This is a genomic window from Streptomyces sp. NPDC030838 (assembly GCF_055572035.1).
Map to the genome: position 1 here is coordinate 12,326 of NZ_JBVIED010000023.1, position 17,444 is coordinate 29,769.

At 74.8% G+C, this 17,444-nt stretch carries 3 protein-coding genes and 2 pseudogenes; all 5 read left to right on the forward strand.

Annotated elements, in window-relative coordinates; translation table 11 throughout:
- Positions 1-2: 2 nt before the first annotated feature.
- Positions 3-8,336: pseudogene (locus ACZ42A_RS38110) on the forward strand (SDR family NAD(P)-dependent oxidoreductase); the annotation flags it as partial.
- A gap of 301 nt (positions 8,337-8,637) precedes the next feature.
- Positions 8,638-14,100, forward strand: a pseudogene (locus ACZ42A_RS38115) (type I polyketide synthase); the annotation flags it as partial.
- Positions 14,101-14,174: 74 nt separating this feature from the next.
- Positions 14,175-15,605 (forward strand): FAD-dependent monooxygenase, encoded by a 1,431-nt coding sequence (locus ACZ42A_RS38120; protein ID WP_468531963.1) that lies wholly within the window; start codon positions 14,175-14,177, stop codon positions 15,603-15,605.
- Between the two features lie 55 nt (positions 15,606-15,660).
- Positions 15,661-17,211, forward strand: a complete 1,551-nt coding sequence (locus tag ACZ42A_RS38125) for an acyl-CoA carboxylase subunit beta (RefSeq protein WP_468531964.1) — start codon at positions 15,661-15,663, stop codon at positions 17,209-17,211.
- A 15-nt stretch (positions 17,212-17,226) separates the two neighbouring features.
- Positions 17,227-17,427 (forward strand): acyl-CoA carboxylase epsilon subunit, encoded by a 201-nt coding sequence (locus ACZ42A_RS38130; RefSeq protein WP_468531965.1) that lies wholly within the window; start codon positions 17,227-17,229, stop codon positions 17,425-17,427.
- Positions 17,428-17,444: the final 17 nt, after the last annotated feature.

The window sequence follows — 17,444 nt, forward strand, 5'->3', positions numbered from 1 at the left end:
CGCTGCGGGACTCGCTGAAGGAGACCAGCAGGCTGCGGCAGCAGAACCAGGAGCTGCTCGCCGCCTCCCGTGAACCCATCGCCATCGTCGGCATGAGCTGCCGCTACCCGGGCGGCGTCACCTCGCCCGAGGGCCTGTGGCAGCTCCTCGAGCAGGGAACCGACGCGGTCTCGCCGTTCCCCGTGGACCGCGGCTGGGACCTGGAGCGGCTGCACGACCCGGATCCCGACCGGCCGGGGACCTCGTACACCCGCGAGGGCGGATTCCTGCACGACGCCGCCGAGTTCGACGCGGAGTTCTTCGGGATCTCGCCGCGCGAGGCGCTCGCCATGGACCCCCAGCAGCGGCTGTTCCTGGAGACCGCCTGGGAGGCCTTCGAGCGGGCCGGCATCGACCCGACCAGCCTGCGCGGCAGCGACACCGGCGTGTACGCGGGCATCATGTACCACGACTACGGGCCGTACCTGTTCGAGCCCGTCGAGGGGGCCGACGGCCACCGGCTGACCGGCGGGGCCGGCAGCGTGCTGTCGGGCCGGGTGTCGTACACCTTCGGTCTGGAGGGTCCGGCGGTCACCGTCGACACGGCCTGCTCCTCCTCGCTCGTCACGCTGCACCTCGCGGTCCAGGCGCTGCGCCAGGGCGACTGCTCGCTCGCGCTGGCGGGCGGGGTCACGGTGATGTCGTCACCGGGCACGTTCGTGGAGTTCAGCCGGCAGAAGGGGCTGTCGCAGGACGGGCGGTGCAAGTCGTTCGCGGCGTCGGCGGACGGGACCGGCTGGTCGGAGGGCGTCGGCGTCCTCGTCCTGGAGAAGCTGTCGGACGCCCGCCGCAACGGGCACACCGTGCTCGCCCTGGTCCGCGGCAGCGCGGTCAACCAGGACGGCGCCAGCAACGGCCTCACCGCCCCCAACGGCCCCTCCCAGCAGCGCGTCATCCGGGCGGCGCTGAGCAACGCGGGCCTCGACCTGAGCGAGGTGGACGCGGTCGAGGCGCACGGCACCGGCACCCGCCTCGGCGACCCCATCGAGGCCCAGGCGCTCCTCGCCACCTACGGCCAGGCCCACACCGACGAACGGCCCCTGTGGCTCGGCTCGCTGAAGTCCAACGTCGGCCACACCCAGGCCGCCGCGGGCGTCGGCGGGGTGATCAAGATGGTCAAGGCGATGGAGCACGGGCTGCTCCCGCGCACTCTGCACGCCGAGGAGCCGTCGCCGTTCATCGACTGGGAGGCCGGGGCGGTCCGGCTGCTCAACGAAGCGCAGCCCTGGCCCGAGACCGGCCGCCCCCGCCGCGCCGCCGTCTCCTCCTTCGGCATCAGCGGCACCAACGCGCACGTCATCCTGGAGCAGGCTCCTCCCACCGAGGAATCGGAAGAGGCGCCCGAGGCGCAGCCGACCCTGACGCCCGTCCCCGTCCCGCTGTCCGCCCGCACCCCCGCCGCTCTGCGCGACCAGGCACGGCGGCTGATCGCCCACCTGGAGCGGGACCAGGACGTCGACCTGCCCGCGCTCGGGCTGTCGCTGGCCGTGCACCGGGCCACGCTGGAGGAGCGGGCCGTGCTGCTCGCGGACGGGTCCGACGCGCTGCGGGCCGGGCTCGCCCTGCTGGCCGAGGACCAGGCGGCGCCGCGGCTGGTGCGGGGCGCGCCGGTCGCGGGCGACACGGCGTTCCTGTTCACCGGTCAGGGCAGCCAGCGCGCCGGCATGGGCCGCGAACTGTACGCGGCGCAGCCGGTCTTCGCCCAGGCCCTGGACGAGGTCTGCAAGCATCTCGACGTCCACCTCGGCCGCTCGCTGCGCGAGGTGATGTTCGCCGACGACGGCGGCCTCCTGGACCAGACCCTCTACACCCAGACCTCGCTGTTCGCTCTCGAGGTCGCGCTGTACCGGCTGGTCGAGCACCTGGGTCTGCGGCCGAAGTACGTGGCCGGGCACTCGATCGGCGAGCTGGCGGCCGCGCACGTCGCCGGAGTCCTGTCCCTGGAGGACGCCTGCGCCCTCGTCGCCGCCCGCGGCCGGCTGATGCAGGCGCTCCCGGCCGGCGGCGCCATGCTCTCCGTGCTCGCCACCGAGGAGCAGATCACCGGCCACCTCGCCGGCCGGGAGGACGAGATCGCCGTCGCGGCCGTCAACGGACCGGAGTCCACGGTGCTCTCGGGCACCGAGGAAGCGGTCGCGGACCTCGACGCGGCGCTGACGGCGCTCGGCTACAAGACCCGCCGGCTGCGGGTCAGCCACGCCTTCCACTCGCCCCTGATGGAGCCGATGCTGGCGGAGTTCCGCCAGGTCGCGGAGGGGCTCGCCTACCGCCGGCCGCGCATCCCGGTCGTCTCCAACCTCACCGGGGGCCTCGCCACCGCCGAGCAGCTCACCTCCCCCGACTACTGGGTGCGGCACGTCCGCGAGGCCGTCCGCTTCCACGACGGCATCACCACGCTGCACGAGCGCGGCGTGCGCACTTACCTCGAACTCGGCCCCGACGGCGTGCTCTCCGCCATGGGCCGGGCCTGCGTGCCCGAAGGCGCCGACCCGGAGCCGGAGTTCGTCACCGTCCTGCGCAAGGACCGTTCGGCGGCCGAGTCCCTGACCACAGCGCTGGCCCAGCTGTGGGTGCGCGGCGCCGCGCCCGACTGGCAGGCCCTCGTCGGGGGCCGCGCGGCGCGGGCCGGTGACCTGCCGACGTACGCCTTCCAGCGCCGGCGCTACTGGCTGCGCCACGACGACGCGCGCAGCGCCGACGCGGACGCCGCCGGGCTGGGTCTCGGCCCGGCCGGGCACCCGCTGCTCGGCGCGGCCGTCTCGCTGGCCGACTCCGACGCCCTGGTGCTCACCACCCGGCTGTCCCTCGACGACCATCCCTGGCTCGCGGACCACGCCGTGCTGGACACCGTGCTCCTCCCGGGCACGGCCCTCGTGGAACTGGCGCTGCGCGCCGGCGACCTGGCGGGCTGTCAACTGGTGGAGGAGCTGACCCTGGAGTCACCGCTGGCGCTGCCCGCGTCGGGCGGCGTCCAGGTCCAGGTCTCGGTGGGCGCTCCGGACGAGTCCGGGCACTGCGCGTTCAGCATCCACTCGAGGACCGCGGAGGAGGCGGCCGACGGGCCGTGGACCCGGCACGGCACGGGCGTGCTGGCCCGGGACGACGCACGGACCCCGTCCGCGGAGGACGCCCTGACCGTCTGGCCGCCCCGCGGCGCACAGCCGGTGGACCTCGACGACTGGTACGGAACGCTCGCCGCGAAGGGCTTCGCCTACGGCCCCGCCTTCCAGGGGCTCCGGCAGGTGTGGCGAGGTGAGGACGCGGTCTTCGCGGAGGTCGCCCTCGCCGACGAACAGGCTGCCGAGGCCGGCAAGTTCGGTCTGCATCCGGCGCTGCTGGACGCGGCGCTGCACGCCATCGAGCTGGGCGCGCTCGACCCGTCCGAGGAGCCGCGCCTGCCGTTCTCCTTCGGTGCGGTCCGCCTGCACGCGACCGGTGCGGCGACGGTGCGGGTGCGGCTGCGCCGGGTCGGCCCGGACACCGTGTCGCTGCTGGTGGCGGACGGCACCGGGGAGCCGGTGGCCGAGGTCGGCGCGCTGACCCTGCGCACCGTCTCCGGCGCCCAGCTGCGCGACGCGCTCCGGTCCGGCGGTCAGGACGCGCTGTTCCGGCTGGAGTGGGTTCCGGTGCCGCCGGGCACCCCGGCCGCCGAAGCCACCGTTCTGCACGTCCCCTCGGGCGGTTCGGTGCACGACACCGTCCATCTGGTGCTCGGCCGGGTGCAGGAGTGGCTGGCCGAGGACCGGCCGGAGGACGAGCGGCTCGTGGTGCTCACCCGGGGCGCGGTCTCCGTGGCGGGCGAGGCACCGGATCCGGCGGCCGCCGCGGTGTGGGGTCTGCTGCGTTCGGCGCAGACGGAGAACCCGGACCGGATCGTGCTGGTGGACGGTCTCGACGACACCGCCGACGGGGCGCCGCTGCCCGCGGGAGAGCCCCAGCTCGCCCTGCGGAACGGCCGGTTCCTCGCGCCGCGGCTGGCCAGGGCCGCCGCGCCGGAGTCCCGGCGCTCGCCGTTCACCCCCGGCGGCACGGTCCTCGTCACCGGAGCCACCGGCGCCCTCGGCGGGCTCTTCGCCCGGCACCTCGTCACCGAGCACGGGGTACGGCATCTGCTGCTCGTCAGCCGACGCGGCCGCAGCGCCGGCGGGGCGGAGGAACTGGAGCGGGAGCTGACCGCGCTGGGCGCCGACGTCACCTTCGCCGCCTGCGACGTCGCCGACCGCGCCGCCGTGGACGCCCTGCTGGCGGACATACCGGCGGAGCACCCGCTCACCGGTGTCATCCACGCGGCCGGCGTCCTCGACGACGGCGTGTTCACCTCGCTCACCCCCGAGCGCGTCTCCGCCGTCCTGCGGCCGAAGGCCGACGCGGCACGCAACCTGGACGAGGCGACCCGAGGGCTGGACCTGTCCGTCTTCGCGCTCTTCTCCTCCATCGCCGGTACCTACGGCACGGCGGGCCAGGGCAGCTACGCGGCGGCGAACGCGTACCTGGACGCGCTGGCGCAGCGCCGCCGCGCCGAGGGCGGGTCCGCCGTGTCGCTGGGCTGGGGCGCGTGGGCCGACGACGGGATGGCCGCCACACTCAGCGAGACCGATCTGGCGCGCCTCGCGCGCACCGGCATCGGGTCGCTGGACCCGGCGCTGGGCCTCGCCCTGTTCGACACGGCGCTGGCGCTCGATGTGCCGGACGTGGTGCCGGCCGTGCTGGACACGGCCGGTCTGCGGGCCCGGGCCGACGAGGTCCCGGCCGTCCTGCGCGGGCTGGTCCGTACGACGGCGCGCCGGACCGCGCAGGCCGGTGCGGGCTCGTCCGCCGGTTCCCTCGCCGAGCGGCTGTCCGGTGTGAAGGAGGAGCAGCGGGAGGCGTTCCTGCTCGACCTCGTCCTGGGCGAGGTCGCCGGCGCGCTGAACTACTCCGGCTCGGCGGCGGTGGACGCCCGCCGCGGCTTCAAGGAACTCGGCATCGACTCCCTGACCGCTGTGGAACTGCGCAACCGCCTCAACAAGGCGACCGGACTGCGCCTGCCGGCCACCCTGGTCTTCGACCACCCCACGCCCACGGCCGTCGCCCGCCTCCTGCTCGACGAACTGGGCGGCACGGTCTCCGAGACGCCCGTCGTCTCCGCCGCGCCCCGGGACACGGGCGTCGACGACCCGGTCGTCGTGGTCGGCATGAGCGGCCGCTTCCCCGGCGGGCTCGGCTCGCCCGAGGAGCTGTGGAAGCTCGTCGCGGACGGCGGTGACGCGATCTCCGGCTTCCCGGCCGACCGCGGCTGGGACCTGGAGACCCTCTTCGACCCGGACCCGGACACGCCGGGTACCTCGTACGCCAGGGAGGGCGGGTTCCTGCACGAGGCCGCCGAGTTCGACGCGGAGTTCTTCGGGATCTCGCCGCGCGAGGCCCTCGCCATGGACCCCCAGCAGCGGCTGCTGCTGGAGACCGCCTGGGAGGCCTTCGAGCGGGCCGGCATCGACCCGACCAGCCTGCGCGGCACCGACACCGGCGTCTACGCGGGCGTGATGTACCACGACTACGCGAGCCGCCTGGCCCCCGCGTCCGGCGACCTCGAGGGCTATCTGGGGACCGGCAACACCGGCAGCGTCCACACCGGCCGGGTGGCGTACACCTTCGGTCTGGAGGGACCGGCGGTCACCGTCGACACCGCCTGCTCGTCCTCGCTCGTCGCCCTGCACATGGCCGCGCAGGCCCTGCGCAACGGCGAGTGCTCCCTCGCGCTCGCCGGCGGTGTCACCATCATGTCCACCCCCGGCACCTTCATCGAGTTCAGCCGCCAGCGCGGTCTCGCCCCCGACGGCCGCTGCAAGCCGTTCGCGGCGTCGGCGGACGGCACCGGCTGGTCGGAGGGCGCCGCACTCCTCGTCCTGGAGCGACTCTCCGACGCCCGCCGCAACGGACACACCGTCCTCGCCGTCCTGCGGGGCAGCGCCATCAACCAGGACGGCGCCAGCAACGGCCTCACCGCCCCCAACGGACCCTCCCAGCAACGCGTCATACGCGCCGCCCTCAACAACGCCGGTCTCAGCCCCGCCGACATCGACGCCGTGGAAGCGCACGGCACCGGCACCCGCCTCGGCGACCCCATCGAAGCCCAGGCCCTCCTCGCCACCTACGGCCAGGCCCACACCGACGAACAACCCCTCTGGCTCGGCTCACTGAAATCCAACATCGGCCACACCCAAGCAGCCGCAGGCGCCGCAGGCGTCATCAAAATGATCCAGGCCATGCAGCACGGCGTCCTGCCCCGCACCCTCCACGCCGACGAACCCTCACCCTTCATCGACTGGGAGGCCGGAGCCGTCCGGCTCCTCAACGAAACACAGCCCTGGCCCGAGACCGGCCGCCCCCGCCGCGCCGCCGTCTCCTCCTTCGGCATCAGCGGCACCAACGCCCACGTCATCCTCGAACAGGCCCCACCCGCGGACGACACCACGACGGAAGCGGAGCCGACCACGCCGCCGGTGACGGTCCTGCCCCTGTCGGGGCACACGTCCGCGGCCCTCGGCGCACAGGCCGAGCGGCTCACGGCCCTGCTCGACGAGACGTCCGGCCTCGACCTCGGCTTCTCGCTGGCGACCACCCGGGCGCCCCTCGACGTCCGCGCGGTCGTCGTGGCGGCCGGTGACGAGGGGCTGCGCCAGGGCCTCGAGGCGCTGGCCGGAAACGGCTCCGCGCCCACGCTGGTGCGCGGTCCGCGCGGGGAGGCCGAGCGCGGCGCCCCCGCCGTCCTGTTCACCGGTCAGGGCAGCCAGCGCGTCGGCATGGGCCGGCAACTGTACGAGGCGTTCCCCGTCTTCGCCCGGACGCTGGACACGGTCTGCGCGGCCTTCGACCCGCACGTGGACCGGCCGCTGCGGGAGGTGATCTTCGCGGCGGACGGCTCGGCGGAGGCCGGGCTGCTCGACGAGACCCTGTACACGCAGACCGCGCTGTTCGCGGTCGAGGTGGCGCTGTACCGGCTGGCCGAGTCCTGGGGGCTGCGCCCCGGCCATCTGATGGGCCACTCGATCGGCGAGGTGGTGGCCGCGCACGTCGCCGGGGTGCTGTCCCTGGCGGACGCCTGCACGCTGGTGGCCGCCCGCGGCCGGCTGATGCAGGCGCTGCCGCCCGGCGGCGCCATGCTCTCCGCGCTCGCCGCCGAGGAGGACGTCGTACCGCTGCTCGCCGGGCGGGAGCACGAGGCCGGCATCGCTGCCGTCAACGGCCCCGCCTCCACGGTGATCTCCGGTACCGAGGCCGCCGTCACCGCGATCGGTGACGAACTCGCGGGGCGCGGCGTCAAGACCCGCCGGCTGCGGGTCAGCCACGCCTTCCACTCACCGCTCATGGAGCCGATGCTGGCGGAGTTCCGGGCCGTCGTCGCCGGACTGTCCCTGAGCGAACCGCGGATCCCGGTGGTGTCGAACCTCTACGGCCGCTTGGCCACGGCCGAGGAGCTGTGCTCGCCGGAGTACTGGGTGCGCCACGTCCGCGAGGCGGTCCGCTTCCACGACGGCGTCACCTCGCTCGTGGAGGCGGGTGTGCGGACGCTCGTGGAGCTGGGTCCCGACGCGGTGCTCACCGCGCTGGCGCAGGAGGCCCTGGCCGGTCGGCCGGACGCGGTCGCGCTGGTGCCGGCGCTGCGCCGCGGCCGCCCGGAGGCCGAGACGTTCACCACGGCCGTCGCCACGGCCTACGTGCGGGGAGCGGACGTCGACTGGGCAGCGGTGTACGCCGGTTCGGGAGCCCGCAGGGCGGACCTGCCGACGTACCCCTTCCAGCGGCAGCGCTACTGGCCGGAGACGACGGGCACGCCCGCCGCACCGGTGCCCGGCTCGGTGGAGGGCGACTTCTGGGCGGCGGTCGAGCAGGAGGACCTCCGCTCCCTGGCCACGCTGCTGGGCACCGAGGAGGCGGGACTGGGCGAGGTGCTGCCGGTCCTCTCGGCCTGGCGGCGCGGCCGGACGCCGCAGGAGCGCCCCGCGGACGAGGCGGAGCCGCAGGCCGCGACCGAGCCCGCCGTCGATCTGTCCGCCGCGCTCGCCGCGCTCTCCCCCGCCGACCGGGAGCGGCGGCTGCTCGACCTGGTGCGCACCGAGATCGCCGAGGTGCTGCAGTACGCCGGCAAGGAGGCCGTCAAGCCCGGGCGGCAGCTCAAGGAGCTGGGCTTCGACTCCCTCGCCGCCGTGACCCTGCGCAACCGGCTGGCCGCGGTGACCGGGCTGGAGCTGCCCACGACGCTGGTGTACGACCACCCGACACCGGCCGCGCTCGCGACGTACCTCGCGGGCGAACTCGCCCAGGAGGACCCGGTCCTCGACGTCGACGTCGACGCCGAACTCGACCGGCTGGGCGCCGCGTTGGCGGCCGCCGACGACGACGCCGTACGGGAGCGGGCCGCGGCCCGGCTGCAGGCGCTGCTGTCCGAGCTGGACGTCGCGGCCGCGCCGTCCGGCCCCGCGGACGACCTGGCCGACCGGCTCCGGGACGCGGACGGCGACGACCTGTTCGACCTCATCGACTCCGAGCTCGGCTCGTCCTGACCTTCCGGGCGGTCACCGCCCCACTGAACCCATGAGGAACGCGATGTCTGAGTCTGACGAAAAGAAACTCCAGGAGTATCTGAAGCGGGTGACGGTCGAGCTGCGCGAGTCCCGGCTCAAGTTGCGGCAGGCCGAGGAGTCCTGGAACGAGCCCATCGCCATCGTCGGCATGAGCTGCCGGCTGCCGGGCGGGGTCCGCTCGCCCGAGGAGCTGTGGGATCTGGTGACGCACGGCGTCGACGCCATCTCCGAGTTCCCCTCGGACCGCGGCTGGGACGTGGACGGCCTGTACGACCCGGAGCCGGACCGGCCCGGCAAGTCGTACACGCGGCACGGCGGATTCCTCTACGACGCCGCCGAGTTCGACGCCGGCTTCTTCGGCATCTCGCCGCGCGAGGCGCTCGCCATGGACCCGCAGCAGCGCGTGTTCCTGGAGACCTCCTGGGAGGCGCTGGAGCGGGCCGGCATCGACCCGGCCGCCCTGCGCGGCAGCGACACGGGCGTGTACGCGGGCTGTGTCACCTCCGACTACCAGGTGCTGCTGGCCGAGGCGCCGGAGGAGATCGAGGCGTACCGTCTGACCGGCTCCGCGACCAGCGTCCTGTCGGGCCGGGTCTCGTATCTGCTGGGGCTGGAGGGCCCGGCGGTCACCGTCGACTCGGCGTGCTCGTCCTCCCTGGTGGCGCTGCACCTGGCGGTCCAGGCGCTGCGCCGCGACGAGTGCTCCCTGGCGCTGGTCGGCGGGGTCACGGTGATGGCCACGCCCACCGGGTTCGTGGACTTCAGCCGGCAGCGCGGCTTCTCGCCTGACGGGCGCTGCAAGGCGTTCGGCGCGGGTGCGGACGGCACCGGCTTCGCCGAGGGGGTCGGCGTCCTGGTGGTGGAGCGGCTGTCGGACGCGCGCCGCAACGGGCACCGGGTCCTCGCGGTCGTCCGGGGCAGCGCCGTCAACCAGGACGGCGCCAGCAACGGCCTCACCGCCCCCAGCGGCCCGTCCCAGCAGCGCGTCATCCGGGCGGCCCTCGCCTCGGCCGGGCTGGGCCCCGCCGACGTGGACGCCGTCGAGGCGCACGGCACCGGGACCCGGCTCGGCGATCCCATCGAGGCGCAGGCGCTGATCGCCACCTACGGCCAGGAGCGGGAGGCCGGGCAGCCGCTGTTCCTGGGCTCGGTGAAGTCGAACGTCGGGCACACGCTCGCCGCGGCCGGCGTCGTCGGTGTCATCAAGATGGTCAAGTCGATGGAGCACGGGGTGCTGCCGCCGACCCTGCACGCCGACGAGCCGTCGCCGTTCGTCGACTGGCGGGCGGGCGCGGTCGAACTGCTGACGGCCCGGCGTGACTGGCCGGAGACCGGCCGGGTGCGCCGTGCGGGTGTCTCGGCGTTCGGCATGAGCGGCACCAACGCCCATGTCGTACTCGAGCAGGGTCCGCCCGCCCCGGCGCGGGAGGAGCCCGCGCCGCGGGACCCCGAGGTGATCCCGTATCTGCTCTCGGCCCGCGGCGAGGCCGCGCTGCGCTCCCAGGCCGCCCGGCTGCGCGCCCACACCAGGTCCCACCCGGGACTGGCGCCCGCGGACGTGGGCCATTCCCTCGTGGTGTCCCGCTCGGCCCACGACCACCGTGCGGTCGTCCTCGGCGCGGACGCGGAGGAACTCGCCGCCGGTCTCGACGCGCTCTCCCGGGGCGAGGCGAGCGCGCAGCTCACCACGGGTGTGGCGAAGGAACGCGGGAAGACGGTCTTCGTCTTTCCGGGGCAGGGCTCCCAGTGGGCCGGGATGGCCGTGGAACTGCTGGACGCGGCGCCGGTGTTCGCGGAGCGGCTGCGGGCCTGCGACGCGGCGATCGCGGCCCAGGTCGGCTGGTCGGTCGAGGACGTCCTGCGGGAGCGTCCGGGCGCGCCGTCGATGGAGCGCATCGAGGTCGTGCAGCCGGTCCTGTTCTCGGTGATGGTGTCCCTCGCGGAGCTGTGGCGCCACCACGGGGTGGAGCCGGACGCCGTGGTGGGCCACTCCCAGGGCGAGATAGCGGCGGCCTGTGTCTCGGGCGCGCTCACCCTGGAGGACGCGGCGCGGATCGTGGTGCTGCGCTCCCAGCTGTTCGCCGACGAGCTGGTGGGACGGGGCGCCGTGGCGTCGGTCGCCCTGTCCCGGCGGGAGGCGGAGGAGTGGCTGGCGCCGTACGGGGACGAGCTGGCCGTGGCGGGCGTCAACAGCCCGCGGCTGGTGACCGTGGCCGGTCCGCACGAGCCGCTGGAGAAGCTGGTGGCGGCGCTGACCGACCGCGGGATCCGGGCCCGGATCGTGCCCGCGACGGTCGCCTCCCACTCGCCGCAGGTCGACCGGCTGCGCGGCCGGATCGCCGAGCTGCTGTCCTTCGTACGCCCCCGCAAGGGCCGGGTGCCGCTGTACTCGACCGTCACGGGCGAGCGGCTGCGGGGTGACGAGCTCACGGCCGACTACTGGTTCGAGAACTGCCGCCGCCCGGTGAACTTCGAGCCGGTCGTGCGCAGGCTGCTGGACGACGGCCACGACGTCTTCATCGAGTCCAGCGCCCACCCGGTCCTGGTCCTCGGCGTGGAGGAAACCGTCGAGGACGCCGGTGCCGACGCGCTCGTGGCCGCCACGCTGCGGCGCGGCAACGGCGGGCTCAGGCGGTTCCTCACCGCGCTGGCCGAGGCGTACGCGGGCGGGCTGCGCGTCGACTGGCGGACGGTGTTCGGCGACGGCCGCGGCACGGTGGAGCTGCCCACGTACCCCTTCCAGCGGCAGCGCTACTGGGTGGAGCCGCCTCAGGACCGCGAGGACCACGATCCGGTGGACGCGGCGTTCTGGGACGCCGTCGAGCGGGGTGACCTGCGCGAACTGGCCGCGTCGCTGCGCCTCACGGACACCTCGGCACTCGCCGAACTGCTGCCGGCGCTGTCGTCGTGGCGGCGGGACAGCAAGGAGCTGGGCGCGGTGGACTCGTGGCGCTACCAGGTGGTGTGGCGCCCCGCCGCCGAGCCCCCCGCGGCCGCTCTCTCCGGCCGCTGGCTGGTGGTACGGCCCGCACACCCCGCCGCGGACTCCGTCGCCGCCCGCCTGGCGGCGCGCCTCACGGACGCGGGTGCGCACACCGGCACGCTCACGGTCGAGGACGCGGTGAGCCGCGACGAACTCGCCCGGCTCGTCCGGGAGAGCGCGGCGGCCGTCGAGGACGTTCCGGTGACGGGAGTCGTCTCTCTGCTGCCGCTCAGCCCTCCGGAGCCGTCGCGTCCCGTGGTGTCCGCCGGACTGGAGCGGACCGTGCTGCTCCTTCAGGCCCTGTCGGACGCGGAGCTGTCCGCTCCCGTGTGGACGGTCACGAACGGCGCGGTGCGGGCGGAGAACGACGACACGGTCGCGGTGCCGGAGCGGGCCCAGGTGTGGGGTCTTGGACAGGTCGCGGCGCTGGAGACCCCGCAGCTGTGGGGTGGCCTGGTCGACCTCCCCGACGAGCCGGACGACCGGGCGCTGTCCCGGCTGGCCGCGCTGCTCGCCGCGCCCGGCGGCGAGAACCAGCTCGCGGTGCGCTCCTCGGGCGTGTACGTACGCCGGCTGGTGCCGGCCCCCTCGCCCACGGCCGCACCGGAGCTGCCCGGCGCGAGCGGCACCTGGCTGATCACCGACGGCGTCACCGGCCCGGGCAGGCATGTCGCCCGGCTCCTCGCCGACAAGGGCGTCGCCCATCTGCTGCTGACCGCTCCGCCCGGAAGGGAAGCGGAGCTGCTCGCCACCCGGGCGGAACTGGACGCTCTGGGCGCGCGTGTGACGGCCGCCGTGTGCGACGTGGCCGACCGTGACGCCCTCGCGCGGCTGCTGGCCGGCGTCCCGCGGGACACGCCCCTGACCGCCGTCGTGCACACGGCCGGGCTGCTCGAGGACACCCCGCTGGACACGCTGACCGGGGCGGAGCTGGAGCGCCTGCTGCGCACCAAGGTGCTCGGCGCCGTGCACCTCCACGAGCTGACGGCCCACAGCGACCTGTCGGCGTTCGTGCTGTTCTCCTCGGTGACCGCGACGTTCGGCGGCGGACTCGGCCTCGCCGCCCACGCGGCCGCCAACGCGCAGCTGGACGCGCTCGCCGCCCACCGCCGGTCGCTGGGCCTGCCCGCGCTGGCGCAGGCGTGGGGTGTGTGGCGGGAGGAACCGACCGACGAGGCGGGCCGGGCGCTGGAGGAGTCCCGCAGGGAGCGGCTGGGCCGTCGCGGTCTTCCGCTGCTGCGCCCGGAGCCGGCGACCGCCGCCTTCGAGCGGGCGCTGGACTTCGCCCGGCCGTCGATCGTGCTGGCCGACGTCGACTGGGGCCGCTTCACCCGGGTCTTCGACGGCGCCCGGCCCAGTCCGCTCGTCTCCGAGATCCCGCAGGTCCGGCAGGCCCGCAAGGAGTCCGTCGCGGCCGCCGCGGGCGCGCCGGACCTGCCGGGCCGGCTGGCCGGACTGCCGGTGGCGCGGCGGCGTGCGGTGCTGCTGGACCTGGTCCGCGCGGAGGTCGCCGCCGTGCTCGGGCACGCGGACGCCGGCGCGGTCGCGGCCCAGCGGGAGTTCCTGGAACTGGGCATGGACTCGGTCACGACCGTGGCCCTGCGCAACCGGCTGAACGCGGCGACCGGGCTGCGGCTCTCGGCCCGGGCGATCATCGACCGCCGCTCCCCCGAGGCCCTGGCCCGCCATCTGGCCGACGAACTGGCCGGTGACACCGCGGCTGCGGCCACGGGCACGCTGTCCGCCGAGTTCGCCGCGGCGTTCGACGGCGGTGACGGCACGGCCGTCATGGCGTCGCTGGCCGAGGCCGCGCGACAGCGCCCGTCGTTCGCCGTCCCGTCCCCGGACGATCTGCCGCGGCCGGTGCGGCTCGCCGAGGGCCAGGCCGGGCCCGCCCTGCTGTGCTTCCCGACCGTGCTGGCGACCTCGGGCCCGCACCAGTTCGCCCGGTTCGCCGCCCCTCTCGCCGGGGAGCGGGACGTACTGGCGCTGACCCTGCCCGGGTTCCGGCCCGAGGAGCGGTTGCCCGCGACCCTGGACGCGCTGGCCGAGGCGGCGGCGGAGGCGGTGCGCCGCACCGCGGACGGCAGGCCGTTCGCCCTGGTCGGCTACTCCTCCGGGGGCGTCGTCGCCCATGAGGCCGTACGGCTGCTGGAGGCCTCGGGGCTGTTCCCGGACGCCCTGGTCCTGCTGGACACGTACGCGCCGGACGACGCGGCGCTGCGCGCCGCCACTCCCGCGCTGCTGGCCGGGATGGCCCGCCGGCTCGGCGACCTCGGCCCCGTCGACGACGCCGGGTTCACCGCGATGGGCGGCTATCTGGCGCTGCTGGACGACTGGCGGCCCGCGCCCGTCAAGACCCCGACGCTGCTGGTCCGCCCGGCGGAGCCGCTGCCGGGCGGGTCGGCGGCGGACGCCCCGGATCCGTCCTGGCCGCCGCAGCACGAGGCCGTGCGGGTTCCCGGGGACCACTTCTCCCTGATCGAGCAGCACGCGTCCACGACGGCCGAAGCCGTCGACACCTGGCTCGCCGCCCTCAACAGCCGGGAGCCGGCGTGATGTCCCCCGAGCGAACGGAGACAACTGAGATGACCGGCGAGGCCGGCGTGGTGATCGTGGGCGCGGGCCCGGTCGGCCTGGCCGCCGCCTGCGCGCTGTGGCAGCGGGGCGTCCGCGCCCGCGTCCTGGAGGCGCAGGCCGGCCCGCAGCGCGGCTCGCGCGCCGTACAGCTGCACGCGCCCACGCTGCGCGTGTTCCGGGAACTCGGCATCCTGGAGGAGGCGGAGCGGCGCGGTCTGCGGATCCGTGCCAACGAGTACCACCTGGCGAACGGCCGCACGCTGCGCATCGAACTCGGCGCGCTCAACGAGCCGTTGATGCTGCCCCAGGAGGTCACCTGCGAGCTGCTGGAGCAGCGCCTGAAGCAGCTCGGCGGCCGAGTGGAGCGGGGCGTCGAGGTCACCAAGACCGTCCCGTACGACACCGGGGTCACCGTCGAGGCGGAGGGCCCCGACGGCACGGAACGCGTCGAGGCCGACTGGGTGATCGCCGCGGACGGTGTGCGCAGCGGGATTCGTGAGCAGCTCGGCATCGACTTCGAGGGCAGCCCGGTCCCCGTCAACTTCCTGCTCGCCGAGGGCAGGATCGAGGGCCGTCCCGCGGACGACGCCGTGCACTACTTCCTCGGCCTGTCCGGCTCGGTGGTCTTCGCGTCGATGCCCGGCGACCGGGTCCGCGTCTCCGCGGCCGTGCCCGTCGGCCATCCGCTCGACGAGGACGGCGTGCAGCGGATCCTGGACGAGCGCGGTCCGGGCGGACTGCGGGTCGCCTCCCTCGACATGGTGAACAGCTTCAGCAGTCAGGAGCGGATCGCCACCAGGCTGCGGGAGGGCCGGGTCTTCCTCGCTGGCGACGCCGCGCACACCCACTCCCCCCTCGGCGGCCAGGGCCTGAACCTCGGCCTGCAGGACGTGCACAACCTGGCCTGGAAGCTGGCCGGCGTCATCGACGGCCGGCTCGCCCCGGCGGTGCTGGACAGCTACGCGACCGAGCGGCGCCAGGCCGCCGAGCAGATCGTGCGCAACACCCACCAGTTCCTGAAGGTGTTCACGCTCGGCCCCGCCGCCGCGCGCGTCCGCAACACGGCCTGGGGCGCGCTGGAGTCCGCGGGCGTGCTGCGCCGCTGGTTCGCCCCGCTGCTCGCGGGCTGGCGGGTGCGCTACGCCGCCGACGGGCCGGCCGGGCGCGGGTTCCCCCGGCCCGGCACCCGCTCGTCGCACTGGTCCGACTCGCCCCTCGCGGGGGACACGTACCGGCTGGTGACGCGCGGCGGCCGGGAGGCGCGGCTGCGCGGCCTGGCGCTCGCCGAAGCACGGCCCGGTCTGGTCCGCCACGGGCACGTCGACCGGGGCAGCCCCGGATTCGTGCTGCTGCGGCCCGACGGATACGTGGCCGCGAGCGGCACCACCCCGGCCGACTGGGCGCGCGCCGAACGACTGCTCGCCGAGTCCGCGGCATGACCCACCGACACCACGGGTGCCGACGCCGGCACCCCCTCGCACGAAGGAGCAGGGCGTGACCGTCCAGGAACGTCTCGACGATCTGCACTCCCGCAAACAGGCGGCGCGGCGGGGTCCCGATCCGCGAGCCACCGAGCGGCAGCACGCCCGTGGCAAGCTGACCGCCCACGAGCGCATCGAACTGCTGCTGGACAAGGGCTCGTTCCAGGAGATCGAGGCGCTGCGTCAGCACCGGGCCACCGGCTTCGGCCTGGAGGACAGGCGCCACCCCTCCGACGGCGTGATCACGGGCTGGGGCTCCGTGGACGGCCGGACGGTCTTCGTCTACGCCCATGATTTCCGCGTCTTCGGCGGGGCGCTGGGCGAGGCCCACGCCGCCAAGATCCACAAGCTGATGGACCTCGCCGAGGCGGCCGGGGCGCCCCTGGTCAGCCTCAACGACGGTGCGGGCGCCCGCATCCAGGAAGGCGTCACCGCCCTGGCCGGATACGGCGGCATCTTCCGGCGCAACACCCGCAACTCCGGCGTCATCCCGCAGATCAGCGTGATGCTGGGGCCCTGCGCGGGCGGCGCCGCCTACTCCCCCGCCCTGACCGACTTCGTCTTCATGGTCCGCGACACGGCCCAGATGTTCATCACCGGGCCCGACGTCGTGCAGACGGTGACCGGCGAGTCGGTCACCATGGACGGCCTCGGCGGGGCCGACGTGCACGCCTCCGTCTCCGGTGTGGCCCAGTTCGCCTACGACGACGAGGAGAGCTGCCTGGAGGAGGTCCGCTATCTGCTGTCGCTGCTTCCCTCGAACAACCGCGAACTGGCCCCGGTCGTGCCGACGTCGGATCCGGCCGACCGCGCCAACGAGGCGCTGCTCGACCTGGTCCCGGCCGACCCCAACCAGGCCTACGACATGCGGGCCGTCATCGAGGAGATCGTCGACGACGGCGAGTACTTCGAGGTCCACTCCGCCTGGGCGACCAACGTCATCTGCGCGCTGGCCCGCCTGGACGGGCACGTCGTCGGCATCGTGGCCAACCAGCCCGCCTCGCTGGCCGGGGTCCTCGACATCCACGCCAGCGAGAAGGCGGCCCGGTTCGTCTCCATCTGCGACTCGTTCAACATCCCCCTGGTGACGCTGGTGGACGTACCGGGCTTCCTGCCGGGGGTGGACCAGGAGCACGGCGGCATCATCCGGCACGGCGCCAAGCTGCTCTACGCGTACTGCAACGCCACGGTCCCCCGCGTCTCCCTGGTGGTGCGCAAGGCCTACGGCGGTGCCTACATCGTCATGGACTCCCGTTCCATCGGCACCGATGTCGCCCTGGCCTGGCCGTCCAACGAGATCGCGGTGATGGGCGCCGAGGGAGCGGCCAACGTGATCTTCCGCCGCGAGATCGACGCCGCGGACGACCCGGAGTCGGTGCGCCGCCAGAAGATCGACGAGTACCGGGCGGAGCTGATGCACCCGTACTACGCGGCCGAGCGCGGGCTCGTCGACGACGTGATCGACCCCCGGGACACCCGGCAGGTGCTGATCCGCTCCCTGGCCATGCTGCGGACGAAACACGCCGACCTGCCGGCCCGCAAGCACGGCAACCTCCCGGCATAGGACGAAGGCGGAGAGATGAACCCTGTGAGAGTCGTGCGCGGCCGTCCCAGCGAGGAGGAACTGGCTGCCCTGCTGGCCGTGCTGCTGTCCGTGGGGCAGCGGCACGGCGCCGCCGCGTCCGGCGCGGGCCGGCCGGCGCCCCTGGGGGAGGCCAGGTGGAGCCGGGGCGGTCGCGCGTACCCGGCCCCGGCGGCTTCCTGGAGGTTCCCCTCATGAGTGCGCGAAGGAGCAAG

Bases quoted from the DNA above. Each gene is read 5' to 3' on its own strand.
- ACZ42A_RS38120 (WP_468531963.1), top strand. From the start codon at position 14,175: ATGACCGGCGAGGCCGGCGTGGTGATCGTGGGCGCGGGCCCGGTCGGC.
- ACZ42A_RS38130 (WP_468531965.1), top strand. From the start codon at position 17,227: ATGAACCCTGTGAGAGTCGTGCGCGGCCGTCCCAGCGAGGAGGAACTG.